General features: G+C 61.6%; 16 protein-coding genes and 2 pseudogenes. 10 read left to right on the top strand and 8 right to left on the bottom strand.

The window, feature by feature from the left end; genetic code table 11:
* Positions 1–10: 10 nt before the first annotated feature.
* Entirely contained in the window at positions 11–265 is a 255-nt protein-coding gene (locus tag KJF94_RS17255; protein WP_214377490.1) for a DUF1652 domain-containing protein, read from the top strand.
* A gap of 48 nt (positions 266–313) precedes the next feature.
* Here the strand turns inward: KJF94_RS17255 and KJF94_RS17250 are convergent, their stop codons facing one another.
* The gene (locus tag KJF94_RS17250; RefSeq protein ID WP_214377489.1) at positions 314–670 is read right to left on the bottom strand and encodes a hypothetical protein; all 357 of its coding nucleotides are present in this window, start codon (positions 668–670) and stop codon (positions 314–316) included.
* 344 nt (positions 671–1,014) lie between these two features.
* Between KJF94_RS17250 and peaA the strand changes: the two genes are divergently transcribed.
* The 4 genes from peaA (at position 1,015) to peaD (ending at position 5,576) form a co-directional block, all read left to right on the top strand.
* Positions 1,015–2,595, top strand: coding sequence for a quinohemoprotein amine dehydrogenase subunit alpha (gene peaA / locus KJF94_RS17245; RefSeq protein ID WP_214377488.1), 1,581 nt, complete (start codon positions 1,015–1,017; stop codon positions 2,593–2,595).
* An 81-nt stretch (positions 2,596–2,676) separates the two neighbouring features.
* Positions 2,677–4,107, top strand: a complete 1,431-nt coding sequence (gene peaB / locus KJF94_RS17240) for a quinohemoprotein amine dehydrogenase maturation protein (RefSeq protein ID WP_214377487.1) — start codon at positions 2,677–2,679, stop codon at positions 4,105–4,107.
* Position 4,108: 1 nt separating this feature from the next.
* Positions 4,109–4,432 (top strand): quinohemoprotein amine dehydrogenase subunit gamma, encoded by a 324-nt coding sequence (qhpC, locus tag KJF94_RS17235; protein WP_008027961.1) that lies wholly within the window; start codon positions 4,109–4,111, stop codon positions 4,430–4,432.
* Positions 4,433–4,457: 25 nt separating this feature from the next.
* On the top strand, positions 4,458–5,576 hold the full coding sequence (peaD, locus tag KJF94_RS17230) for a quinohemoprotein amine dehydrogenase subunit beta (protein WP_214377486.1): 1,119 nt from the start codon (positions 4,458–4,460) through the stop codon (positions 5,574–5,576).
* Between the two features lie 154 nt (positions 5,577–5,730).
* On the opposite strand, the gene KJF94_RS17225 is transcribed toward peaD, so the two are convergent.
* Together KJF94_RS17225 and KJF94_RS17220 are read right to left on the bottom strand one after the other, a co-directional pair.
* Positions 5,731–6,132 carry a lysozyme inhibitor LprI family protein gene (locus KJF94_RS17225; protein WP_214377485.1) on the bottom strand — a complete coding sequence of 134 codons (402 nt, stop codon included), beginning with the start codon at positions 6,130–6,132 and terminating at the stop codon, positions 5,731–5,733.
* Positions 6,133–6,180: 48 nt separating this feature from the next.
* Positions 6,181–7,104: an ADP-ribosylglycohydrolase family protein gene (locus KJF94_RS17220; RefSeq protein WP_214377484.1), complete on the bottom strand. Its 924-nt coding sequence runs from the start codon at positions 7,102–7,104 to the stop codon at positions 6,181–6,183.
* Between the two features lie 199 nt (positions 7,105–7,303).
* Here KJF94_RS17220 and KJF94_RS17215 point away from each other — a divergent pair, with 199 nt between their 5' ends.
* On the top strand, positions 7,304–7,792 hold the full coding sequence (locus KJF94_RS17215) for an SRPBCC family protein (RefSeq protein ID WP_214377483.1): 489 nt from the start codon (positions 7,304–7,306) through the stop codon (positions 7,790–7,792).
* A gap of 711 nt (positions 7,793–8,503) precedes the next feature.
* On the opposite strand, the gene inhA is transcribed toward KJF94_RS17215, so the two are convergent.
* On the bottom strand, positions 8,504–9,199 hold the full coding sequence (inhA, locus tag KJF94_RS17210) for an isonitrile hydratase (protein WP_214377482.1): 696 nt from the start codon (positions 9,197–9,199) through the stop codon (positions 8,504–8,506).
* 90 nt (positions 9,200–9,289) lie between these two features.
* Between inhA and KJF94_RS17205 the strand changes: the two are divergent.
* Positions 9,290–10,271 (top strand): annotated as a pseudogene (locus KJF94_RS17205) (GlxA family transcriptional regulator).
* On the opposite strand, the gene KJF94_RS17200 reads toward KJF94_RS17205, so the two are convergent.
* From KJF94_RS17200 to KJF94_RS17185, 4 genes and pseudogenes are all read right to left on the bottom strand, one after another.
* Positions 10,240–11,142: an alpha/beta fold hydrolase gene (locus tag KJF94_RS17200; RefSeq protein WP_214377481.1), complete on the bottom strand. Its 903-nt coding sequence runs from the start codon at positions 11,140–11,142 to the stop codon at positions 10,240–10,242. The pseudogene KJF94_RS17205 and the gene KJF94_RS17200 overlap by 32 nt on opposite strands.
* Positions 11,143–11,169: 27 nt before the next feature.
* Positions 11,170–11,565: a hypothetical protein gene (locus KJF94_RS17195; protein ID WP_214377480.1), complete on the bottom strand. Its 396-nt coding sequence runs from the start codon at positions 11,563–11,565 to the stop codon at positions 11,170–11,172.
* Positions 11,566–11,883: 318 nt separating this feature from the next.
* Complete coding sequence (locus KJF94_RS17190) at positions 11,884–13,710, bottom strand: glycoside hydrolase family 15 protein (RefSeq protein WP_214377479.1); 1,827 nt, start codon at positions 13,708–13,710, stop codon at positions 11,884–11,886.
* Positions 13,703–13,801 (bottom strand): annotated as a pseudogene (locus tag KJF94_RS17185) (sugar dehydrogenase); the annotation flags it as partial. The pseudogene KJF94_RS17185 and the gene KJF94_RS17190, both read right to left, overlap by 8 nt.
* 217 nt (positions 13,802–14,018) lie before the next feature.
* Between KJF94_RS17185 and KJF94_RS17180 the strand changes: the two are divergent.
* From KJF94_RS17180 to KJF94_RS17170, 3 genes are all read left to right on the top strand, one after another.
* Positions 14,019–15,191, top strand: coding sequence for an MFS transporter (locus tag KJF94_RS17180; RefSeq protein WP_214377478.1), 1,173 nt, complete (start codon positions 14,019–14,021; stop codon positions 15,189–15,191).
* A 217-nt stretch (positions 15,192–15,408) separates the two neighbouring features.
* On the top strand, positions 15,409–16,143 hold the full coding sequence (locus KJF94_RS17175) for a thioesterase II family protein (RefSeq protein WP_214377477.1): 735 nt from the start codon (positions 15,409–15,411) through the stop codon (positions 16,141–16,143).
* Positions 16,144–16,375: 232 nt separating this feature from the next.
* Positions 16,376–25,627, top strand: a complete 9,252-nt coding sequence (locus tag KJF94_RS17170) for a non-ribosomal peptide synthetase (protein WP_214377476.1) — start codon at positions 16,376–16,378, stop codon at positions 25,625–25,627.
* Positions 25,628–25,639: the final 12 nt, after the last annotated feature.

The following is a 25,639-nucleotide window of genomic DNA, read 5'->3' as shown; positions in this document are numbered from 1 at the left end:
GGAGGTTGCGATGTTCCTTTCAACTCTGGAAATCCAAAGCATCATCGAACACAGTTTTCTACCCGCCGTCTGCACCTGCAACATGGAAGCGGACCAGTCCCTGACGATCCGGGTCTGTGACTGCATGACCGGCAAAGTGGACCTGGTGGCCACTCACGTTCCCCTATGGACACTGGACAGTCCCCATGCCATCGCCACGCTGGTGGCGGACATGCGCCAGGAAATCGAGGCTCACAAAAGCATTCATCCCACCTATTCGATCTGAACCAGCGTCAAGCCGCACCGTGTAACCGGTGCGGCTCGCGCTGAGCAATCAGGCGGCCACCTTCCGGGAAATCTCGTCGAATGTGTTGCCATCAACGGCAGCCAGCAGTTTTCTGTCGTCCTTGAGCGTTGCCAGAAAGGTGACTTCGGTTTCTTTCCCGGTCAGCATGAAACCGGCAATCGCACCAATGGGGCCTAGCAGCATGGCGCCGGCGACACCGAAGCCGATAGCTTCCTTGATGCTGTTGATCGAATCCTCGTTGGCGACTTCCACGCTTTTGAACGAAGAGAGGGGCAGGGTGATGCCGGGCCACGGGTGAAGCGACGTTCTCAGGGTGAAAACGCCGTCTGTGTACTCTCCGTCACCCTGCAGAAAGTCCCCCGCGAGGACAGTGATGCTTACCATGGTGTGACCCCCCGAATGGCAATGGGTGAACACTTATTTCGCTCCCGCAGGGGACTGCCGTCAATGGTCGGGCGATGAGCTGTTCCGGCCACGCATCTATGCTTGTCTCAGACTGCAACAACTGTCGCGATATTAGACGCAGGCGCTCTCGATCAGGCAGGGCCAACAGCAGTCAACTTCACGCAACCGCTTGATAAAAAAGGTAATCGGCAAGCTGGCACGCTCCGTGTATTGCTCATCTCAGACGTTTCTCTTGCCTCCGTCTGCGGTGCGCCGCCGACGGCAGAAACCATAAAAACGATAAGCCACAAAAATAAGAAAGCACCGTGCGAGGTTCGACGTTGATGAAGAGAAAACTCCGATCAGGCCTGAGCGCCAGTCTGCTGGCCGTGGCCGCTTGTGTGGCGCTGCATTCGCCTGACAGCCTGGCAGCCCGCGACGCCCAGACCATCCTCAAGGAAACCTGTCAGGGCTGTCATACCCCCGAAGCCGACAACGCCCTGAGCCGCATCAGCCACCAGCGCAAAACCCCGGAAGGCTGGCTGATGAGCATCGCCCGGATGCAGACCATGCACGGTTTGCAGATCAGCGATGACGACCGCCGCACCCTGGTCAAATACCTGGCCGACACCCAGGGCCTGGCGCCGAGCGAGACCGATGGCGTGCGTTACGCGCTGGAGCGCCGACTCAATACTGTCGAGAAATTCGACGACCAGACCAGCCAGATGTGCGGCCGCTGCCACTCCGGTGCGCGGGTCGCCCTGCAACGGCGTCCGGCCCAGGAGTGGGAGCGTCTGGTGAACTTCCACCTCGGCCAGTGGCCGTCGCTGGAATACCAGGCCCTGTCCCGCGACCGCGACTGGTTCGACCTGGCTCGAAAAGAAATGGTGCCGCTGTTGGCCAAGCGTTATCCGCTGGACAACCCGGCCTGGAAAAAATGGCTGGGCACCGCGCCGAAAGCCGAGGCGCTGGTGGGCGACTGGAGCTTCAGCGGCCACTTGCCGGGTAAAGGCGCACTGGCCGGGGTGATGAGCGTAAGCGCCGATGGCGACGACACGTTCAAGGTCAGCGTCAAAGGCCAATACGCCGATGGCACGCCGTTCAACGGTGACGGCAGCGCGATTCTCTACACCGGCTACGAATGGCGCGGCAACGTGACCATCGACGGCGTGACCATGCGTCAGGTGTTTGCCGCCCAAGGCAACGCGATGCAGGGCCGGATGTTCGAGGCCGAGCATGATGAGCGAGGTCTGGACTTCGTCGCCGCCAAGCAGGGCAGCAGTCGTTTGCTGGCGGTGCAGCCGGGTTATCTGAAGGCCGGCGTCGAGACGGAAGTGACCCTGATCGGCAGCGGTCTCACCGGCAAACCGAACTTCGGCAAAGGCGTCGAAGTGGTCGAGGTGGTCGAGCAAAACGCGGATCGAATCAAGGTCAAACTCAAGGCCGCCGCCAATGCCCAACCGGGCCTGCGCAACGTCACCGTCGGCACACTGAAAGGCCCGACCCTGTCGGTCTACAGCAAGATCGCCGAAGTCAAAGTCGTGCCCGAGTTCTCGGTGTCGCGGATCGGCGAGGGCGGTGGTTCGACGCCGAAAGTCCAGGGCCGTTTCGACGCGGAAGCCTGGGGCAAGGGTGCTGATGGCAAACCGTATCGCATCGGCGTGTTCCCGGCGCAGTGGTCGGTCGAAGCCTTCGACGACCGCGCCAAGGAAGACGAAGACGTCAAGTTCGCCGGCACCATGCAGGCTGACAGCGGCGTATTCACACCGGGCGATGCCGGGCCGAACCCGCAACGCAAAATGTCCACCAACAATGCCGGCAACCTCAAGGTGATCGCCGCCGTCGACGACGCAGGGAAATCCCTGACCGGCGAGGGCCACATGATCGTCACCGTGCAACGCTGGAACAATCCACCCATTCCATGAGTTGGCTGATTTCAATCGATTCAGACACTTTTTTGGAATGACCGCAGGCCCCGTAAACCGGGGTTTGCACAGGAGGTTGCGATGGGCGCTATTTTGAATCTGGTTGAGCGGAATCTGCATGAAGTGCACGTCGATGCCGACCGCATGCTGTTTCACATCCCCAGCAGTTCGCTGTTCGCCAGCGATGAGCTGACGGGCACCATCATCGACACGTTGCGCGGTCCCGGCTGTTCGTCCGAGGACCTGATCCAGCGCCTTGCCACACGCTTTAACGGCGAGGAAATCACCGAGACACTGCGTGAGCTGATGTCTCTGGAACTGGTCAGCGACGGTTCGCCGCTGACCCCGGACATCGGCACCAAACGGGTCGAGCGCACCGCGATCAACACCGTGGTGCTCAACGTCAACACCGGCTGCAACCTGAGCTGCACCTACTGCTACAAGGAAGACCTCGACAAGCCGTCGGCCGGCAAAAAAATGGACGTCGAAACGGCTATTGCGTCAGTGGAAATGCTGCTGCGTGAATCCCCGGATGAAGAACGTTTCACCGTGGTGTTTTTTGGCGGCGAACCGCTGAGCAACCGCAAGCTGATCGAGTACATGGTCGACTATTGCGAGAAGCGTTTCCGCGAGGCGGGCAAGTTCGTCGAGTTCGTCATGACCACCAACGCCACGCTGCTCACCGAAGAGACCGTGGACTACCTGAATGCCCATCGCTTCGGGCTTTCGGTCAGTATCGACGGACCGAAAACCGTGCACGACCGCAACCGCATCACCGTGGGCGGGCAGGGCACGTATGACGTGGTGCGGCGCAAGGCCGAGATGCTGCTGTCGCGCTACAACAGCCGTCCGGTGGGCGCACGGGTGACCCTGACCACCGGCGTCACCGACGTCGAAACCATCTGGGATCACCTGTTCAACGAACTGGGGTTTGCCGAAGTCGGCTTCGCCCCGGTGACCTCCGGAGACATCAGCACCTTCAACCTCACCAGCGACGAACTGATCGAAGTGTTCGCCAGCATGAAGAGGCTCGGCCGACGTTATCTGGAAGCGGCGCTGGAGCACCGCAACATCGGCTTCTCCAACCTGCACCAGTTGATCACCGACATCCACGAAGGCCACAAAAAAGCCCTGCCATGCGGCGCGGGCCTGAAGATGCTGGCGGTGGATCACAAGGGTGAGCTGAACCTGTGCCACCGCTTTACCGGCTCATCGCTGCCAACCTTCGGCAACGTGCACAGCGGTGTGAAACAGGTTGAGCTGAATGACTTCCTGTCCCAGCGCCTCGACCGCAGCAACACCGGTTGCGAAGACTGCCAGATCCGCAATCTCTGCTCCGGCGGCTGCTACCACGAGAGCTACGCCCGTTACGGCGACCCGACCCACCCGACGTATCACTACTGCGAACTGATGCGTGACTGGGTCGACTTCGGCATCGAGGTCTACACCCGGATCATGGCCCACAACCCTGCGTTTATCAGCAGCTACATCACTCCGCGCAAGGCTCACTGATATGAAACATCTCAAGGCAATCAATAATAAAGCGTTGAAACTCGATGAGGCCGCGGCCGAAAACCGCATCGAAGAAGTGGTGGCGATGAGTTCCGTCGCCGGTTGCGCCTCGACCACCGACCCGGGTTGGGAAATCGACGCGTTTGGCGGTGTGTCGTCGCTGTGCCAGCCGATGGAAGCGGACCTTTACGGTTGTTCCGACCCTTGCTGGTGGCCGGCCCAGGTGCCCGACATGATGAGCACCTACCCGGACTGGAACAAGGATGCCCAGGCGTCCAACGACAACTGGCGCAACCTTGGCACTGTCTTCCCGAAAGACAAGTGATCGGACAGAGAAGAAGGATTCCAGCATGCACAGCATCAAAGCCTGCGGCCTGGCCGCGTTCGCCGTCCTGAGCGTCTGTTCGTTCAACGTTCTGGCGGATGAAAACACCGCTCTGCAAGACGGTCACGAGTACATGTTGACCACCAATTACCCGAACAACCTGCACGTGATCGACCTGGCCACGGACACGCTGTTCAAGACCTGCAAGATGCCGGACGCCTTCGGTCCGGGCACTGTTCAGTTGTCGCCGGATCGCAAGACCGCTTATGTGCTGAACAACCATTACGCGGATGTCTACGGCGTCGAGCTCGATAGCTGCAAACAGGTGTTCCACGCCAGCATCACCCAGAAGCCGGGGGAGAAAGCGAAGTCGATGTTCGCTTTCACCCTCAGTCATGACGGCAAGGAACTGTTCGCCATCGCCAACCCGACGTTGATGCTCAATGATCGCTACGAAGTGCAGCAGCCGCGACTGGATGTCTACGCCACTGATGCCGGTATGGACGCCAAACCGGTGCGCAGTTTTCCGGCGCCACGGCAACTGACCATCATGCAGAGTGGCGACGACGGCACGCTGTACGTGGCTGGGGCGGACGTCTACAAGGTCGATGTCAAAACCGGCAAGTTCGACGTCCTGATCCCCAGCCGTCACTGGAAACGGGCGAACTACAGCGCGCCGGACGTGCTGTATGTGTGGAACCAGCAAACCTATCGCCATGACTTTTCGTTGCTCTACACCGCGGCGAAATTCAAGGACAAGAAGCAGGATCCCGCCACCGCCGAGTATCTCTACGGACTGTTCAGCATCGACCTGAAAACCGGCAAGACCGAAACCACCGACTTCGGCCCGCTGACGGAAATCTACTTCAGCGGCATGCGCTCGCCGAAGGACCCGAACCTGATGTTCGGCGTGCTGAATCGCCTGGCCAAGTACGACATCAAGGAAAAGAAAATGCTGCAGGCGGCGACGCTGGATCATTCCTACTACTGCATTTCCTTCAACAAGGAGGGCAGCAAGATTTATCTGGCCGGGACGTTTAACGATGTGGCGATTTTTGATGCCGACAGCCTGAAGCAGATCGGCAACATCAAATTGCCGGGTGGGGATATGGCGATTACCACGGCGCAGATATTTGTCCGGTAGTTACGGCGTCTGATCTGACGCCATCGCGAGCAAGTCGAATCGTCGTACCGCCGCTCCCACAGTGGATCTTCAGTGTGCTCACCATGGTGTGAACATCATAGAACCCTGTGGGAGCGGGCTTGCCCGCGATGAGGCCCTGACAGGCACTAGAGCATCAAACCCCAGGCACCGGACAACTCAAATCCCCCTCCTGACACTTCAAGTAAATTTTGAAAGTCTCCACCCGCGCCTTGGTCAACTCCGTGATGCAATTGCTGTAGATCAACGGATAAACACTCCCACCCTCAACCCCGGACGCGGAGAACTTGCACTCGGCATCCCGAAACCCGATCCACGCCCGCTGCGCGCCAACCAACAGCTTCTTGCTGTCGGGACTGCCCTTCAAGCGCTCGGTGATCTGCTGGTAAAGCGCATTCAACTCCTTGTCCGCCGCCTTGTTCTGCTGCGCCGCACATTGATTCATCGTGGCCTGGTCGGTGGCGTTGTCGCAATCGACGGCATGGGCGACGGTGGTAAACAGCAGCGGCGTCAGCGCCAGTAGCAAGCGTGGGTGCATGGGGATTCTCGCTGTGACCGGAAAAGTGAGGGGCAGTGTAGCGAAGCCTCATTCGCTTGCGGTGTGGTCGGTTGAAACCTTGAGCAAGCGATCTGCGTAAACCTCGATGTTTTCGCGCCAGTGCAACTTAGTCAACCAGCCATCGGGAATGGCCTGCACACCGTAGTGGGCTCCGGCCAACTGACCAACGATGGCTGCGGTGGTATCGGCGTCATCGCCCAGGTTGGCGGCTTTCAGGATGGCGGCTTCGAAACTGTCGGTGTGATGAAAACACCACAGCGCCGCTTCCAGTGAGGCGACGCAGTAACCGCTGCCCCGGATATCACTTTCAGGTTTGACGAGGTAATCGCCTTGGGCGATGGCCGCGACCTTGGGTTCCAGGAATGTCGTTGCCGGCAAGCCGAGTAAATCCGCCTTGGCTGCGCCTTGTAATGCATTGCAGATTAGTTCAGCGAACAAATGACAACATTCGATCGCTTCTGGTGCCGCGTGGGTCGTGCGGGAACTGTTCGCGGAAAATGTCCGGATGCGGTCGCTGTCGGGGAAATGGTACAAAACCACCGGCACCAGCCGCATCAACGAGCCATTTCCCGCCGTGTAGGGATCGGTTGAACCGGCGAAGGGGTCGCCGGTTTGCTGATACCGGGTCAAGGCATCACTGACGGTCATGCCAATGTCGAAGCATTCCCCGGTCGAACTCAGGTAACCCCATTGCCACCAATTGAGGTAGCGGCCCATCTGGTCGGTGGCATCGAAGCCGTTTTTGCTCAGCAGGCTTTCGGCCAGGCACAACGCCATCGAGGTATCATCGGTCCATTGCCCGGGCTTCAGATGGAAAGGGCCGCCGCCCACCATGTCAGACAAGGGCCTGAACGAACCGCGTGGCTGGAACTCGACAGTGGTGCCGACGGCATCACCGCAGGCCAGGCCCAGCAGGGCGCCGCGATAACGTTCCGTGAGTGAGGGCTGCATGAATCTTCCTTGTCCGGTCAATGTCGTCCCTGCAAACGGTAGCAGTTCCAGTCGGTTGACTCTCGTTCTCAACCGCGAACTTTGGCGCGGATGTGAGGCCGAATATTTCAGGCAGGGTTGATTGAGAAACCTGATTGATACAACTTTAAGGTTGGTCTTGTGGTCTTACAGGCCTACTGTTCAGTACAGGAGGTGACTTATGAACCCAGCATCAGATCGCATCGAAAGGAAGATCCTGCTTAAAGCGCCGCGCTCGCAGGTCTGGCGTGTGCTGGCCAACGCCGAAGCGTTCGGGCAGTGGTTTGGCGTGGCACTGGAAGGCAAGCGTTTTGTCGCCGGCGAATGGACTCAGGGGCAGATTACCTACCCCGGTTATGAGCACTTGCTGTGGAATGTCCTGGTAGAGCGAGTCGAGCCGGAGCGGGTATTTTCGTTTCGCTGGCACCCGTATGCCGTCGAGCCGGAAGTCGACTACTCCCAGGAGCCCACCACGCTGGTGAAGTTCGAGCTTGAAGACATGGATAACGGCACCTTGCTCAAGGTCACCGAGTCCGGTTTCGATCACATTCCCCAGACGCGGCGGCTAAAGGCGTTCCGCATGGACAGCCGTGGTTGGGATGAGCAGATGAGCAACATCGAAGAATTTCTGAAGATCAACACCAAGGCTCGCCTGCAGCAGAGCGAGTAGTGGGCGCAAGTTCGAACCCAGGTTGAAAGGCGACTGCAGGCCCGGAAACTCGCGGCTTCCAGGCTAGACACCTGATGCGTCTAAGGGTTTTCGGAAGGGGTGGTATAGCGAATGTCTTACACGCAGTGGTAACTATGTCGCCTGTTGCAGATTGGATCCGATGCGTAATCTGGCTTCATCAACCGGGGCACAGGAAGTGCTTCGGGATCAAGGATGATCGGCCATCAGCACGGAACGCTATCGACAGGGAGTCGACATGGTCTTGGGAAAAACCCGCTTCGGCGGGTTTTTTTTCGTCTGCTGAAAAGCTGACCATTTTCTTTGTGGGAGCGAGCCTGTGTGGCGAGGGAGCTTGCTCCCGCAGAGTCGCGAAGCGGCCCCAAAAGCTTTGCGACTGCTTCGCAGCCGAGCGGGAGCAAGCTCCCTCGCCACACCTGCCCCCGCACCACACTTTGCAGATTTGGGGCTTTGATGGTCAATGGCTTACACCAGAGCGCGGGTATGTCGTCTGTTTATGCTTCAACAATGCAGTTACTCTGGATCCATCAACTGAGTCGCAGGATGCACTCAGGATCACGGATGATCGACCATAGGCCTGGATGGCTGCTGACAGGAGTCGCAATGGTCTTGAGAAACCCGCTTAGGCGGGTTTTTTTGTGGGCGATGGAAAGTCCTCGGTGAAGCCGGACACTGGCTGCACCGAGGAATGGATCAGCGTACTGAAGCCTGATCGAGCTTCGCCGCAACACGCTCGGTGATTTCCGAGCGCAATTTCAACGACCCGGCAGCCCGTTTCCGCGCGTCTTCCAGCACGCTGACCGGCGCCGTCTCAGGGCAGCCCGAAGCAAACGGCGGCGCCGGAGCATATTCCAGCTGCAACTGCACCAGCTGCGCCGTGTCCTTATCGAACAATTCAGCGGCCAATGTCAGCGCGAAATCGATGCCCGCGGTGATCCCGCCACCGGTCAACAGATTGCCATCGCGCACCACCCGATCCTTCACCGGGATCGCACCCAATGGCGCGAGCAATTCGTGATACGCCCAGTGAGTGGTTGCGTGTTTACCCTTGAGCAGGCCCGCAGCGCCCAGCACCAGCGCTCCCGTGCACACCGAAGTGACATACCGCGCATGGGCCGCCTGAGCCTTGATGAACGCCAACGTTTCGTCATCCTCCATCAACGGCCCGACACCGCTGCCGCCGGGAATGCAAATCACATCCAGTGCCGGGCAGTCGTCGAAGGTGACAGTGGGCTTCAGCACCAGGCCGGTGCTCGCGGTGACTGGCATCAGGTCTTTCCAGATCAGATGCACCTTCACGTTCGGCAACGAGGCCAGCACGTCATAAGGGCCGGTCAGGTCCAGTTGCTGAACCTGCGGGAACAACAGAAAACCGATCTGCAACGTCATGGTGTTTTTCTCGTGAGGTGGGTGGACGGCTTCACTCTAGGCTCGTAGGATTTGGCGCATACGCCAATTATCCCACGAATTACGCCAAACATGCCCAAGACCATCCATGTGCTCGCGTTCGCCAATGTGCAACTGCTCGACGTCACCGGGCCCTTGCAAGTGTTCGCCTCGGCCAACGACATTGCCCGCCAGAAAGGTTTGCCGCCGCCTTACGCGCCGACGGTGATTGCCCACGGCGGGGGCGGTGATGTCGTCGGCGGGGCTGGCGTTGTTGGCCGAACCGTTGCCCGGGCAAGGCAGCGACACCTTGATCATTGCCGGCGGCTGGGGCGTTTACGCGGCGGCGGAGGATGCGGCATTGGTGGCATGGGTGCGTGAGCATGCGGCGGGATGCCGTCGGGTGGCATCGGTGTGCACCGGGGCATTTTTACTGGCGGCCAGTGGCTGGCTCGATGGTCGCCGGGTGGTCACGCACTGGACTCGTTGTGAGCAGCTGGCGCAGATGCACCCACGGCTGCAGGTCGAGCCCAATCCGATTTTCATCAATGACGGCCCGGTCTGGACCTCGGCCGGGGTCACTGCCGGCATCGACCTCGCGCTGGCCATGGTCGAAGAAGACCTCGGTCGCAACATGGCGCTGGAAGTGGCGCAACAATTGGTGGTTTTTCTGAAACGTCCGGGCGGCCAGTCGCAGTTCAGCGTGACCCTGTCATTGCAGAAGGAAGGCAGCCGATTCGATGACCTTCATGCCTGGATCAGCGAACATCTCACCATGGATCTGGGTATTCCCACCCTGGCGCTACAGGCCGGCATGAGCGAACGCAGCTTCGTCCGCCACTACCGCGCCGACACCGGCCAGACGCCCGCGCGAGCCATCGAACTGATTCGGGTCGAAACTGCGCGACGCCTGCTCAGCGATACCGGCGTGCCGATCAAACGGGTCGCGGTGCAGTGCGGGTTCGGCAGCGAAGAGACGCTGCGTCGCAGTTTCCTGCGCGCCATGGGCGTGACACCGCAAGCCTATCGCGAGCGGTTTTCCGTCAGCGCTCCAGCAGATCCAGTAACGCCCTGATCGTTGCTTCAGGCGCTTCTTCGGGGATGTTATGCCCGACGCCTGGCAGCACGCGCCGCTCATAGCTGCCAGTGAAATGTTCGATGTCGTCATCGATTTCCGCTGCCGGACCCACGCCATCGTCGGCACCGCAGAGGGAGATCGTCGGAACATTGATCGGCGGTTGCCGGGTCAGTGCCTCTTCGATCGACTCCAGCGCCGGATCACCCTCGACATACATGAAGCGATGGCGATAGGAGTGAATCACGACGTCGACGAAATCCGGGTTATCGAATGCCGATGTGCTGAGCGGGTATCGCTCGGGACCTTCGGCCCAGGTCGGTGACCACAATTTCCACAGCAATTGGCACAGGGCGCGGCGATTTTCGGTCAGGCCTTCAACGCCGCGCGGGGTGTGGAAGTAGTACTGATACCAGAGCCGATGCTCGGTTTCCGGGTCCAGTGGCCGGGTCGAACGGGGAATGTCCTGAAGGTTGTAACCGTCACCGGTCACCAGGCAACGAACCCGCTCCGGCCACAGCGCCGCGACAATGCACGCCGCACGCCCACCCCAGTCGTAACCACAGAGGGCGGCTTGTCTGATGTTGAGTGCGTCCATCAGGTCCAGCAAATCCTGAGCGAGGGCGGCTTGCTGACCGGAGCGCAGGGTATCGGGACTGTTGAACCGGGTAGGGCCATAGCCGCGCAGATACGGGACGATAACCCGATAGCCTTTGCCGGCAAGGACTGGTGCGATGTCGTCGTAGGCGCGGGGCGAGTAGGGGAAGCCGTGGAGCAGGATGACGGGGTCGCCGGTGGTGGGGCCGTGCTGTTCGTAGGCGAGTTTTAGATGCGGAGTCAGCGCATGGTGGATCAGTGCGTCATTGTTCATCTAACTCTCCAGACAGGTTGCCAGGGGTCATTCTTGAACGTCGGTTTCCGCCATCTGATTAAAGTATTTGGAGCGATCCGGCGTAAACGTCACCACCATCCTGGTCCGCGAGCAGGTCAACGCCTGTTCTTCGCTTAAATCAACCTCCAGATCTTCCCCGCGCAGACCCTGCCATTGCGCAAGGTATTTGAGCGATCCGTACTTTTCGAGTTTCTTCAGACTGCGGCTGACGCCACCTTTCCAGCCCAGCACCGGCAATTCGCCGGCGCGGCATTGTTGGGCGAGTTCGGGGAAGCGGGCGGCGCGTTGGCGGCCGATTTCCCAGCATTTGATCAGGCCTTTATCGGGGCCTTCCCACAGTTCGTCGCGGTTCAGGCCTGTGCGGAGTGGGGTATCGATGCTGCGGTGGATACGCTGGGTCATTCGGGTTCCTTGAATTCGGGTTTTGTTGGACAGCTCCGCTGTGCCCGTTGACGAGGGATGTTAGGTGGGGATGTAACGGGTGGCAACAAACGATTTCGGGATGTTGGCATCGGGTTTTGTTTATGAAACGTAGGACTTTGCTCTACACGAAACCTGTGGCGAGGTAGCTTGCTCCCGTTCGACGGCGAAGCCGTCGCAAGCATTGCATCCGCGTTTACCTGACACACAGAGTCGAGTGATTTAGGGCCGCTTCGCAACCCAGCGGGAGCAAGCTCCCTCGCCACAGGTGATGAGTGGGGTCAGCAAAGCGACGCGGTCTCACGGCTGCCAGTAATTCTTCTCCCCACTCAATTTCCGGTCCAGAAAACTCGCCGCGCTGATCAGCGCCAGGTGCGTCAGCGCTTGCGGTGTGTTGCCCAGATGCCGCGCATGGCTGTCGAACTCTTCGGCATACAACCCCAGTGGATTGGCGTATCGCAGCAGTTGTTCAAACTCCAGATGCGCCTTTTCCACCTGACCGGCGCGGGCCAGGCATTCGACGTACCAGAACGAACACGCAGCAAACGCGCCTTCGGTGCCGTCGAGGCCGTCGATGCGCGTTTCTTCGTTGCGGTAGCGGTACACCATGCCGTCGCGTACCAGGGTTTTCTGAATGGCTTCGAGGGTCGATAGCCAGCGCGGATCCTTGGCGCTGACGAAACGCACCAGCGGCATCAGCAACATCGAACCATCCAGCGCAGTACCGCCGATGTGCTGGACGAAATGCCCCCGTTCTTCGTTCCAGAAGTTTTCCCAGATGTCGGCGTAGATCGCCTGACGGGTCTGGTCCCACCGGGCAAAAGGGGCGGGCAGGGAGCGTTTGGAGGCGAGGCGGATCGCCCGGTCCAGCGCCACCCAGCACATCAATCTAGAGTGCAGGAAATGATGCTGCTCGCCGCGCATTTCCCAGATGCCGACGTCTTTTTGCTGCCAGGTTTCGCAGACCTGATCGACCACTTCCACCGCGTGTTTCCAGCCTTCATGGGAGATGGCGTCGCCGTACTTGTTGACCAGGTACACCGCATCCATCAGCTCGCCGAAGATATCGAGCTGGACCTGATCGTACGCACCGTTGCCGATGCGCACCGGCGTGGCGCCGCCATGGCCGGACAGGTGCGAGAGTTCTGTTTCTGGCAGTTCCTGGCGGCCATCGATGGCGTAGAGAATGTTGAGTTTCATCGGTTTACCGTGGCAGTCGCTGACCCGCCCGCGCAGCCAGCGCATGTAATCGTTGGCCTCCTGGACAAACCCCAGGCGCATGAAGGCATAGACGGTGAACGAGGCGTCGCGGATCCAGGTGTAGCGATAATCCCAGTTGCGTTCGCCGCCCGGTGTTTCGGGTAAGCCAAACGTAGCGGCGGCTACAATCGCGCCGTGTTTGCGTGAGGTCAGCAGCTTCAGCGCGAGGGCCGAGCGGTTGACCATTTCCCGCCAGCGACCGCGGTAGTTGGACTGGCCGGTCCAGTCACGCCAGAACTTCAACGTGCGCTCCATGCACAAGTCTGCGGCCCCTTCCTTGAAGCGGGGATCGTCGAAGCCGCCCAGCAGGAACTGCGCGCCCTGGCCCTGTTCCAGGGTGAATTCGGCCACCGCCGCGTCGCCCTCGACACGCAACACCTGATCCGAAGACAGGCGCATGGACGGCTGATCGGCGGCCTCGAATACCACTTCATTTTCGTCCAGTCGCGCACGGGTTTTGGCGCGAGCATAGTCATGCCGCACGGCGCAGCGCATGTGGAACGTCGCCTGGCCGCTGACCACCCGAACCCGGCGTATCAGCACCGGCAGATCATCCTCGCTGTCGCCGATCGGCAGCAGGTCGGTGACCTCGACCACCGCTCTGTCGCTGAGCCAGCGGGTTTGCAGCACGTTGGTATCGGGCAGGTAGATCTGCTCGCGGCGGGCGTCGGGCAGGTCCGGGGAAAGTTGGAAAATGCCGGCTTCGGGCGTGTCCAGCAGCGAACAGAAGATCGACGGGCTGTCGAATTCCGGCCAGCAGAAAAAATCCACGCTGCCCTTGTCGTTGACCAGTGCCGCGCTGCGCATGTCGCCAATGATGCCGTGGGCGTCGATGGCGCTTTGTCGTTCGGGATGATGATCAGCCATTGCCGCGAAACTCCGGATAGAGGCTCATGCCGCCGTCGATGAACAGGGTGGTGCCGACGATGTAGTCGGAGGCACCCATGGCGAGGGCGACTTGTTGGGCGGGGGACATCAGCATGTAAGTGAGCGCGTTGAGGTGAGGGCCTAATCAGCTGACTGGTTTGGACTGCCGAGAGTTCATTTGGTGGAAGGATAGTGGTGACTGTTCTGGCCTCATCGCGAGCAGGCCTTCACATTCAACCAACAATAAGCCGCTTTCCCCACAACCAGCCTTGTGGCAACTTGCAGGCCCTTGTCGAGACCTGCTGCCCATGGCCAACCCTTACCGCGAACTGTTCAAAGCCCCGGGCAGCCGAGCCTTCGTGCTGGCCGGGATGATCGCGCGCATGCCGATTTCCATGACCGGCATCGGCCTGATCACCATGCTCTCCCAGCTCCAAGGTGGTTACGGACTGGCCGGCGCGGTGGCGGCGACGTTCGCTTTGGCGACGGCTTTTTGCGCTCCGCAGGTTTCACGGTTGGTGGACCGTTTCGGGCAGCGCCGGATCTTGCCGGTGTCGGCGTTGATCGGCGGCGGGGCGTTGTTGCTGGTGTTGCTGTGCACGCGTTTGCAGGCGCCGCAATGGACGCTGTTCGTGTTCGCCGCGCTGGCCGGTTGTATGCCGAGCATGTCGGCGATGGTGCGGGCGCGGTGGACCGAGGTCTATCGCGGCCAGCCGCAATTGCAAACCGCGTATGCCCTGGAATCGGTGCTCGACGAAGTCTGTTTTATTGTCGGGCCGCCGCTGTCGGTGGGGTTGTGTGTGGTGGCGTTCCCCGAGGCCGGGCCGCTGGCGGCGTTGCTGATGCTGGCGATCGGGGTCACGGCGTTTGTCCTGCAACGGGACACGGAACCGGCGATTCATCCCCATGAAGAACACCATCGGGGCTCGATCATTCGTTCCGGCGAGATTCAGTTGCTGGTGCTGCTGATGGTCGCCTTGGGCACCATTGTCGGCGTGGTGGATGTGGTCAGCGTGGCGTTTGCCCAGCAGCAGGGCCAACCGGCGGCGGCGAGTATTGTGCTGTCGGTATACGCGATCGGCTCATGTTTGGCCGGGCTGGCGTTCGGGGCGTTGCGCTCGAAAGTGCCGTTGCCGCGACTGTTTCTGTACGGCGGGGTGGCGACGGCGGTGACTACGTTGCCGTTGCTGCTGGCGAGCAACATTCTCGGGTTGTCGCTGGCGGTGTTCGTCGCAGGGCTGTTTTTTGCGCCGACGCTGATTGTTGCCATGGCGTTGGTGGAGCGTATCGTGCCGCCGGCCAAACTCACTGAAGGCCTGACCTGGCTGGTGACCGGGTTGAGCATTGGCGTCGCGATTGGCGCGGCCAGTTCGGGTTGGCTGGTGGATGCGTTCGGGGCGCGAAGCGGGTTCTGGGTGGCGATTGCGGCGGGGGCGGTGGTGCTCGGTTCCGCAATCCAAAGCTTTCGCCACCTTAAGTAAATCATTCACCGAACCTGTGGCGAGGGAGCTTGCTCCCGCTCGGCGGCGAAGCCGTCGTAAATCCGCAACCAAAATTTACCTGACACACAGAGGCGGCTGGTTTTGGGGCTGCTCCGCAGCCCAGCGGGAGCAAGCTCCCTCGCCACAATTCATATCAAACTAATTCCCCGCGGCGCTCATCCGTTCTCTTTACAGACAACTTTTCGAGGTGAGCCCGGTGACCCAGCTGACATTGCTGTGCCTGCCCTATTCAGGCGCGAGCGCCATGGTCTACAGCCGCTGGCGGCGCAAACTGCCGGAGTGGCTCAAGCTGCAGCCGGTGGAACTGCCGGGGCGCGGCGCGCGGTTCGGCGAGCCATTGCACACCGACATGCGGCGCCTGGCGCTGCAACTCGCGCAGGAACAGAAAGCCACGCTCAAGGCACCGTACGCGCTGTTCGGCCACAGTCTCGGCGCTTTGCTGGCCTGCGAAATGGCCCATGCCTTTCGCTCGCTGGGTTGCCCGGAGCCGGTGGCGCTGTTCGCTTCAGGCACCGCCGCGCCGACGATGCGGGCTGATTACGATCAGGGTTTTGCCGATCCGAAAACCGATGCCGAGCTGATCGAGCAACTGCGCACCCTCAATGGCACCAGCGAAGAAGTGCTGGCCAATGAAGAGCTGATGAGCCTGACGCTGCCGATCCTGCGCGCTGACTTCCTGCTGTGCGGCCGTTTCACGCCGATCCAGCGCCCGCGGCTGAAATGCCCGGTGCACGTGCTCGGCGGCAAGGCTGATCGCGCGACCACCGAACAGCTGATCGGCTGGAGCAAGGAAACCCACGGCAGCTTCTCCGTGGACATGCTGGCCGGCGGTCACTTCTTCATCCATGAGCACGAAGCCAAGGTGTTGCGGGTGATCAAGGACCAGCTCGATGTTCACCATCGCCGGCACGCCATGGCCGCCACTGCCTGATCCAGTCCCTGTAGGAGCCGAGCTTGCTCGCGATGGCGTTGTACCTGTCGACATCAATGTTGAATGTCAATCCGTCATCGCGAGCAAGCTCGGCTCCTACAGGTTCGAGGTGTAGCTCCGTTTTACCACCCCTCCTGATACTTATTCTCATTCGCTAATTTTTCCGGTCTGCATTCGTTTTATAGGGACGACGTGCCTTTGTGCTTCCCGCCACTGATCCGGATGCTTAGAAATGAATGCTGAAGACTCCTTGAAACTTGCTCGCCGGTTTATCGGGTTGCCCCTGGAAAAGCGCCAGATGTTCCTTGCGGCCTTGCAAAAGGAAGGCATTGATTTCGCCCGGTTCCCGATTCCTGCGGGCGTCGAGGCCGAGGATCGTCAGGCGTTGTCTTACGCCCAGCAACGCATGTGGTTTCTCTGGCAACTGGATGCGCAAAGTGGCGCCTACAACCTGCCTGGTGCGGTGCGTCTGACCGGGCAGTTGAACCTGCCTGCGCTGGAGCAGGCCTTTGCCAGCCTCGTGGAGCGTCACGAAACCCTGCGCACGGTGTTCCAGCGCCAGGCCGACGGCAACCTGCGGCAAGTGCCGGCCAGCGCACCGCTGGTGATCGATCATGTGGATTTCAGCGCATTGCCGCCCACTGATCGCGAACGCGCCGTCGCCCAAGCGGCGGAGCAGCAATCAGTGTTGCCCTTCGATCTCTCGGTCGGCCCGTTGCTGCGCGTGACGCTGCTCAAGCTTGCCGAACAGGAACACGTCCTGCTGCTGACCCTGCACCACATCGTTTCCGATGGTTGGTCGATGAACGTGCTGATCGACGAATTCATTCGCTGTTACGACGCCTTCGAGGCCGGTGCACAACCGCAACTCGCGCCGTTGCCGATCCAGTACAGCGACTACGCGTTGTGGCAGCGCCGCTGGCTGGAGGCGGGTGAACAGGCGCGTCAACTGGATTACTGGCAAGCGCAACTCGGCGATGAACACCCGGTGCTGGAGCTGCCCACAGACCACTCGCGCCCGGCGATGCCGAGCTATCGCGGCACCCGCTACGAATTTGCCGTCGACCCGCAACTGGCCGAGCAACTGCGTGCCACCGCGCAGAAACACAACATCACCCTGTTCATGCTGTTGCTCGGTGCGTTCAACGCACTGCTGCATCGCTACACCGGGCAAACCGACATCCGTGTCGGTGTGCCGATTGCCAACCGCAACCGTGCGGAAATCGAAGGCCTGATCGGCTTCTTCGTCAACACCCAGGTGCTGCGCACCAGGCTCGATGGCCACACCCGCGTCGAGGATTTGCTGCGCGCCATCAAGGAAACCGCCCTCGGCGCCCAGGCCCATCAGGACCTGCCGTTCGAGCGCTTGGTCGAAGCGCTGAAACTGGAACGCAGCCTCAGCCACACGCCGCTGTTCCAGGTGATGTACAACCACCAGCCGCAGGTCGCGGACATGTCCAGCATCAGCACCGCTTCCGGCCTGGTGCTGGGCGCGATCGAGTGGGAAGGGCGCACCACGCAGTTCGACCTGACCCTCGACACCTACGAAAAGGGCGGCAAGCTGCACGCCGCACTGACCTACGCCAGCGACCTGTTCGACGCGCCGACCATTGCGCGCATGGCGCAACACTGGACGCGCCTGTTGCAGGCGATGGTGGTCGATTCGAATCAGCGGGTCGGCGAGCTGCCGATGCTGGCGGCGGATGAGCAGCAGGTGCTGGTGCACGACTGGAACCGCACCGCCGAAACTTATCCCGTCGAGCAATGCGTTCATCAACTGATCCACGCCCAGGCCTTGCGCACACCCGAAGCGTCCGCGCTGGTGTTTGGCGACCGGCAGCTGACTTATGCACAGCTCGATGCGCGCACCAATCAATTGGCTCATTACCTGCGCGAGCAGGGTGTCGGCCCCGATGTGCTGGTGGGGATCGCCGTCGAGCGTTCGCTGGAAATGGTCATCGGCCTGTTGGCGATTCTCAAGGCTGGCGGCGCTTATGTGCCGCTCGATCCGGAATATCCGGCGGAACGCCTGGCCTACATGATTGAAGACAGTGCGGTTGGTGTGTTGCTGACTCAAAGCGCCCTGGCTGGCGCGCTGCCGACCGAGGGCATCAAGGTCATCGCACTGGATCAGGACGAGGATTGGCTGGACGGTTACAGCGAAACCTGCCCGCAGGATTCGGTGAATCCGCTGAACCTGGCCTACGTGATTTACACCTCCGGTTCCACCGGCAAGCCCAAGGGCGCTGGCAATAGTCATGCGGCGCTGGTCAACCGTTTGTGCTGGATGCAACAGGCGTATGGGCTGGATGGTAGTGACTCGGTGTTGCAGAAAACCCCGTTCAGTTTCGATGTGTCGGTCTGGGAATTCTTCTGGCCGCTGATGACCGGCGCCCGTCTGGTGGTGGCGCCGCCGGGTGCGCATCGCGAACCGGCGCGGTTGATCCGCCTCATCGGCGAGTTCGGCATCAGCACCTTGCACTTTGTGCCATCGATGCTTCAGGCGTTTATCCACGAGCCGGGCGTTGAAGCCTGCACCAGCCTCAAACGCATCGCGTGCAGCGGTGAAGCCCTGCCGCTGGACGCCCAGCTTCAAGTGTTCGCCAAGCTGCCGGGCGCCGGGTTGTACAACTTGTACGGGCCGACCGAAGCGGCCATCGACGTGACCCATTGGACCTGCGTTGACGAAGGCGCCGACAGCGTGCCGATCGGCCGGCCGATTGCCAACTTGCGTACCCATGTGCTGGACGCGCAATTGCTGCCGGTGCCGGCGGGCGTGGCGGGGGAGTTGTACCTGGGCGGCGCCGGTCTGGCGCGCAGTTATCACCGCCGTCCGGGGCTGACGGCCGAGCGGTTTGTGCCGTGCCCGTTCCATGACGGCGCGCGCCTGTACCGCACCGGCGACCGGGTGCGCCAGCGTGCCGACGGGGTGATCGAATACCTCGGCCGTCTCGACCATCAAGTAAAACTGCGCGGCCTGCGTATCGAGCTGGGGGAAATCGAAACCCGCCTGATGCAGCATCCGCTGGTGCGCGAAGCCGTGGTCCTGGTGCAGGGCGGCAAGCATCTGGTGGCGTACCTGGTGCTGGAAAACGCCGAGGCGCAGTGGCCGGAAACCCTCAAAGCCTGGCTGCTCAATAGCCTGCCGGAATACATGGTGCCGACCTACCTGATGCCACTGGATGCCCTGCCGGTGACCGCCAACGGCAAGCTGGACCGCAAGGTCCTGCCGCAACCGGATGCGGCGCCGCAACAAGCGTTCGTCGCGCCGCAAGACGCCATGCAAACGGCGCTGGCGCAGATCTGGCAGGACGTGTTGGGGCTGGAGCGCGTGGGCCTCGAAGACAACTTCTTCGAGCTGGGCGGTGACTCGATCATCTCCATTCAAGTGGTCAGCCGCGCCCGTCAGGCCGGCATCCGTCTCAGTCCGCGTGACTTGTTTCAGTGCCAGACCGTGCGCAGCCTCGCGCTGGTGGCGGCGTTCGATAACCGCAGTTCCATCGACCAAGAGCCGGTCAGCGGCGAGGTGGTGCTAACCCCGGCGCAACTTTACTTTTTTGAGCAGGCCATCGCGCAGCCGCAGCACTGGAACCAGTCCTTGTTGTTGACGCCACGCGAGGCGCTGAACCCTGAAGCTCTTGAAGCCGCGCTGGTCGCGGTGATCAACCATCACGATGCCTTGCGCCTGCGTTTTACCGCGAGTGTCGATGGCTGGCAGCAGCGCCACGGATCGCCGGTCGAAACAGCGGGGCTGTGGCAGCGGCAGGCGGCGTCGACCGAGGCTTTGACGGCCCTGTGCGACGAAGCGCAACGCAGTCTCGACCTGGCCGATGGGCCGTTGCTGCGCGCGTTGCTGGTCAGCCTCGACGATGGCACACAACGCCTGTTGCTGGCGATCCACCATTTGGCGGTGGACGGCGTGTCGTGGCGGGTGCTGCTCGAAGACCTCCAGCAGGCCTACGCCCAATTGGCCGCTGGCAGCGTTGCGACATTGCCGGACAAAACCAGCGCCTATCAACACTGGGCCAAACACCTGCAAGCGCATGCCCGCACGCTGGATCAGCAACTGCCGTACTGGCAGGCGCAACACGCCGATGCCCGCGACCTGCCGTGTGAAAACCCGCTGGGCAGCCTGCAGCATCGCCACGGCCACAAGATCGAATCGAAGCTCGACGCCGGGTTGACGCGGCAGCTGCTGCAAACGGCCCCGGCGGCGTATCGCACCCAGGTCAATGACTTGCTGCTGACGGCGCTGGCGCGGGTGATCTGCCGCTGGACCGGGCATCACTCGACGCTGATCCAGCTTGAAGGCCATGGCCGTGAAGACCTGTTCGACGACCTCGACCTGACGCGCACCGTAGGCTGGTTCACCAGCCTGTTCCCGGTGCGCCTGCGACCTCAAGCCGACACGGCGAATGCGATCAAGGCGATCAAGGAACAACTGCGCGCCATCCCCGACAAAGGGCTGGGTCATGGCTTGCTGCGCTACCTCGGCGAGCCGGCCCAGCGTGAGTCCTTGCAAGGGTTGTCGGCGCCACGGATTACCTTCAACTACCTCGGCCAGTTCGACCGCCAGTTCGATGACGATGCGCTGTTTGTACCGTCGCTGGAAAGTGGCGGTCAGGCCCAGGGTGACGATGCGCCGCTGGCCAACTGGCTGACCCTGGAGAGTCAGGTCTATGGCGGTCAACTCTCGCTGCAATGGGGCTTCAGCCGCGAAATGTTCGCCGACAGCACCGTCCAGCAACTGGCTGATGCCTACAGCGAAGAACTCACCGCGCTGATCGAACATTGCTGCGCCACGCCGGCGGGTCAGGTCACGCCGTCGGACTTCCCGCTGGCCAGGATCAACCAGGCGCAGCTGGACGCGTTGCCTGTCGCGGCACCGGCTATCGAGGACATTTATCCGCTGACGCCGATGCAGCAGGGCATGCTGTTCCACACCTTGTATGAGCCGCAGGCCGAGGCCTACATCAACCAACTGCGCCTGGACATTCAGGGGCTGGAACTGGCGGCCTTCGGTCGGGCGTGGCAAGCGGCGATCAACCGTCACGACATTCTGCGCAGCAGCTTCCATTGGTTGGGTCTGGAATCTGCTCATCAGGTAATTCATCGCCAGATCGACCTGCAATTGCAGGTGATCGAGGCCGCCGATATCGACCTCGATGCGCTGGCCGCCGAAGAGCGCAGCCGTGGTTTCGAACTCAGCGCCGCGCCGCTGTTCCGCCTGATGCTGGTGCGCCAAAGCAGCGACGCCTGGCACCTGATCTACACCAGTCATCACATCCTCATGGACGGCTGGAGCAACGCGCAGTTGCTCGGCGAAGTGATTCAGCATTACGCCGGGCAAACACTGGCCAAACCCCTGGGGCAATACCGCGACTACCTGGGCTGGATTCAGCAGCAGCCACTGGCGGCGGGCGAGCAGTTCTGGAAACAGGCGCTGGCCGCCCTCGAAACGCCGACGCTGCTGGCGCAAGCCTTGCCGACGCCGGTCGAGGGGCGTGGCATGGGCGAGCATCACCTGACGCTGGAAAGCGCCGCGATGCAGCGCCTGGCGGAGTTCGCCCGGCAGCAGAAAATCACCCTCAACACCTTGTTGCAGGGCGCGTGGGGTCTGCTGTTGCAGCGCTACACCGGCCAATCGTGCGTGGCGTTCGGCGCAACGATTGCGGGACGATCCGCGCCGTTGCCGGGCATCGAGCAACAGTTGGGTCTGTTCATCAACACCTTGCCGATCATCGCCAGGCCACACTCCGGTCAGCCGGTCAGCCAATGGCTCAACGAACTGCAAGCCCTGAACCTGAGCCTGCGCGAGTTCGAACATGTGCCGCTTTACGACATCCAGGGCTGGGCGGGGCAGCAGGGCAACGCGCTGTTCGACAGTTTGCTGGTGTTTGAAAACTTCCCGGTGGCCGAAGCACTGAAGCAAGGCGCTCCGGCGGGACTGACCTTCGGCGCACTGCGCAATCACGAAATCACCAGCTACCCGCTGACCCTCGGCATCGAAGTCGGCGCCAGCCTGCGTCTGGAATTCAGTTTCGATCAGGCTTTGTTCAGCGCCGCGCAGATCGAGCGACTGGGCGCGAACCTGCTGCATGTGCTGGAGCAATTCGTCGCGCAGCCGCAACAGGTTCTGGGGGCCGTCAGCCTCTTGGATGCCAAGCAAAAAACTCAGGTGTTGCTGGGCTCGCGTCCCGCCGCGCCGCTGCTGGACAGTCCATTGCTGGCGCATCAACGCTTCGAGCAGCAAGCGGCACGCACGCCCGATGCATGGGCCGTAATCCTCGGTGACGAGCGACTGACTTATGCACAGCTCAACGCCCAGGCCAACCAGCTCGCCCATCGCCTGCGCGAGCACGGTGTGGCGCCGGGCCAACGGGTCGGCCTGTCGGTGCGGCGCAACGCGCAGATGATCGTCAGCCTCATGGCCATCCTCAAGTCCGGCGCCGGTTATGTGCCGCTGGACCCGGACTACCCGGCCGAACGTCTGGCCTACATGATCGAAGACAGCGGGGTGGATCTGCTGCTGGCGCAACCGGAGCTGCTGACCGATGTCGCGTTGCCCGAAGGCTTGCCGCGTCTGGCGCTGACGGCGGCGTCGCTGGCCGGCTATTCCACGGCCAACCCGGTCAACTTCGCCTGTGCCGAAGACCTCGCGTACCTGATTTACACCTCCGGCTCCACCGGCCGGCCGAAAGGTGTGTGCCTGGCCCACGCCGCGCTGCGCGAGTTTTGCGTGATTGCGGCGGACTATTCGCAGCTCAGTGCCGACGACCGTGTCCTGCAATTCGCCACGTTCAGCTTCGACGGCTTTGTCGAGCAGTGCTATCCGCCGCTGTGCGTGGGCGCGGCGCTGGTGTTGCGCGGTGATGAACTGTGGGACACCGACACCTTGTACCGGCAGATCATCAAACAGGGCGTGACGTTGGCGGACTTGCCGGCGGCCTATTGGTATTTGCTGGCTCAGGAGTGGGCCGCGCAGCCTCAGCGTGACAAAGGCCGGTTGCGTCAGGTCCACGTCGGTGGCGAAGCCATGTCGCTGGAAGGCCTGAAGCTCTGGCATGCCGCCGGTCTCGGCGACGTACGCTTGCTCAACACCTATGGGCCGACCGAGGCCACCGTGGTCTCCAGCACTCACCTGTGCACCTTGGCCGACACGCAAAATCTGCTCGGCGTGCCGATTGGCCGCGCGTTGTCGGGCCGGGCGCTGTACGTGCTGGACACCGAGGGCCATCTGCTGCCAACCGGTTGCGTGGGCGAGTTGTGCATCGGCGGTGACGCCGGCATTGCCCAGCACTATCACCAGCGTCCGGGGCTGAGCGCCGAGCGTTTCATTGCCGATCCGTTTTCCACCACGCCGGGCGCACGCTTGTACCGCAGCGGCGACCTGGCGCGGTATCGCGAGGACGGCGCGCTGGAATACCTGGGGCGCATCGACCACCAGGTGAAAATTCGCGGTTTCCGCGTCGAGCTGGGTGAGCTGGAAGCGCACCTGCAAGGCTTGCCGATGATCAGCGAAGCCGCGGTGCTGGTGCACGAAGGCGTCGGTGGCAAGCAACTGATCGGCTATGTCGTGCCGGTGTTGCCGAATGCTGATTCGCGTCAACTCACCGAAACCGTGCGCCAGGCTTTGGGCGAGCGGCTGCCGGACTACATGCTGCCGGCGCAACTGGTGGTGATGAGTGCGTTGCCACTCAACCGCAACGGCAAACTCGACCGCGCCGCGCTGCCGGCGCCAGAGGTCTGGGAAGCCGTGGCCGGCACCGCGCCGCAAGGCGAGCTGGAAATCGAGCTGGCGCAGATCTGGCAGCAGGTGTTGCAGGTTGCCCGTGTCGATCGCGAAAACAGCTTCTTCGAGCTGGGCGGGCATTCGTTGCTGGCCACGCAGATCGTCTCGCAGATTCGCCAGCGCCTGGGCTTGTCGGTGAGTTTGCGCAGCCTGTTCGAACACCCGCGCCTGCAGGATTTCGCCGCTCAGGTGCAAGGCCTACGGCACGACGCCAATGTCTGCGAACGCCCGGCGCTGGTGGCGGACCTTTCCGGCGAACGCCAGCCGTTGTCCTTTGCCCAGCAACGGTTGTGGTTCCTGTGGAATCTGGAACCCGACAGCTCGATGTACAACATGCCGGGCGCCTTGCGTTTGCGCGGTGAGCTGAACCTGTCGGCGTTGCAGAAAACCTTTGAAACGTTGGTACAACGCCACGCCGTGTTGCGCACCACGTTCTATGAGCAAGACGGCCTCGCCTGGCAGCGAGTACACGCCGAACTGCCGTTGAACTTCGCCGCTAGCGACCTGCGGCATTTGCCGGCGCCGGACGTCGAAGCCGCGCAACTGGCCCGTGAGGAAGTTGCCCGACCATTCGATTTACGCAATGGGCCGTTGCTGCGGGTGCGGGTGTTGCAGGTCGCGGATCAGGAGCATGTGTTGCTGCTGACAGTGCACCACATCGCTGCGGATGACTGGTCATTCCGTATTCTGATCAATGAGTTCGTGACCTTGTATCCGACCCTCAACCAGGGTGGCGTCGCATCGTTGCCGGAACAGGTCGTGCAATACGCCGACTTCGCCAAATGGCAGCGCCAGTGGCTGGAGCAAGGTGGTGAGCTGCAACGTCAGCTCGATTACTGGGTCACGCGCCTTGGCCAACCGCAAACGGTCCTGGAGCTGCCGAGCGACGGCGATCAGCGTCAGGCGCAGGAAGGCGCCAGCCAACATTTCACCTTGAATGCGACCTTGAGTCAGCAGTTGCGCGACTTCGCCCAACAGCGTGGATTGTCGCTGTTCATGGTGCTATTGGCCGGCTTTACCCTGGTATTGCGTCAGCGCACCGAGGTCAGTCGCGTACGCATCGGCACCGATATCGCCAACCGAAATCAAGTTGAGCTTGAACAAATGGTCGGCTTCTTCGTTAACCAATTAGTGCTGCAAGTGGAGGTCGATGCGGACCAGGCTGCCGGGCAACTGTTGCAAGCCTGTCGCCGCGCAGTTCTGGAGGCTTCGGACCATCAGGACCTGCCGTTCGAGCGACTGGTGGAAGCGTTGCGTCTGCCGCGCCGGGCCGGGCGTTCGCCGTTGTTCGACATCAAGTTGATCTACCAGGAAGGCGTCGGTCGTTTGCCGTCCATGGACGGCCTGCTGGTCGAGGACTTCCCGTCGGGCCGGCAAGCCGCCGAGATCGGCATGGTCGCTGCGTTCTACAACGAGGCTGAACACATTCACCTGAGTTTCGAAACACCCGCCGGGCAGTACCTGCCGAGCACGCTGGAAAGCCTGTTCGAACAAATCGAGGCGGTGCTGCAAGCGTTGTTGCGCGCCGACGAGCTGACGGTCAGCGAATTGCTGGACCTGGCCACGGATGTGCAACGCCGCGCCGATGCGCGCCTGAACGAACAACGCAAGGCGTTGTTCGGCGGGCGCATGGCGATCAAGCGCCGCTCGGCGATTCGTGGCACGCCGGCAGCGCAAACCGCGGCGGACTGATTTATTGCGGCG

The organism is Pseudomonas hormoni, assembly GCF_018502625.1.
Classification (GTDB): domain Bacteria; phylum Pseudomonadota; class Gammaproteobacteria; order Pseudomonadales; family Pseudomonadaceae; genus Aquipseudomonas; species Aquipseudomonas hormoni.
This window is presented reverse-complemented; position numbering and strand designations above follow the sequence as displayed.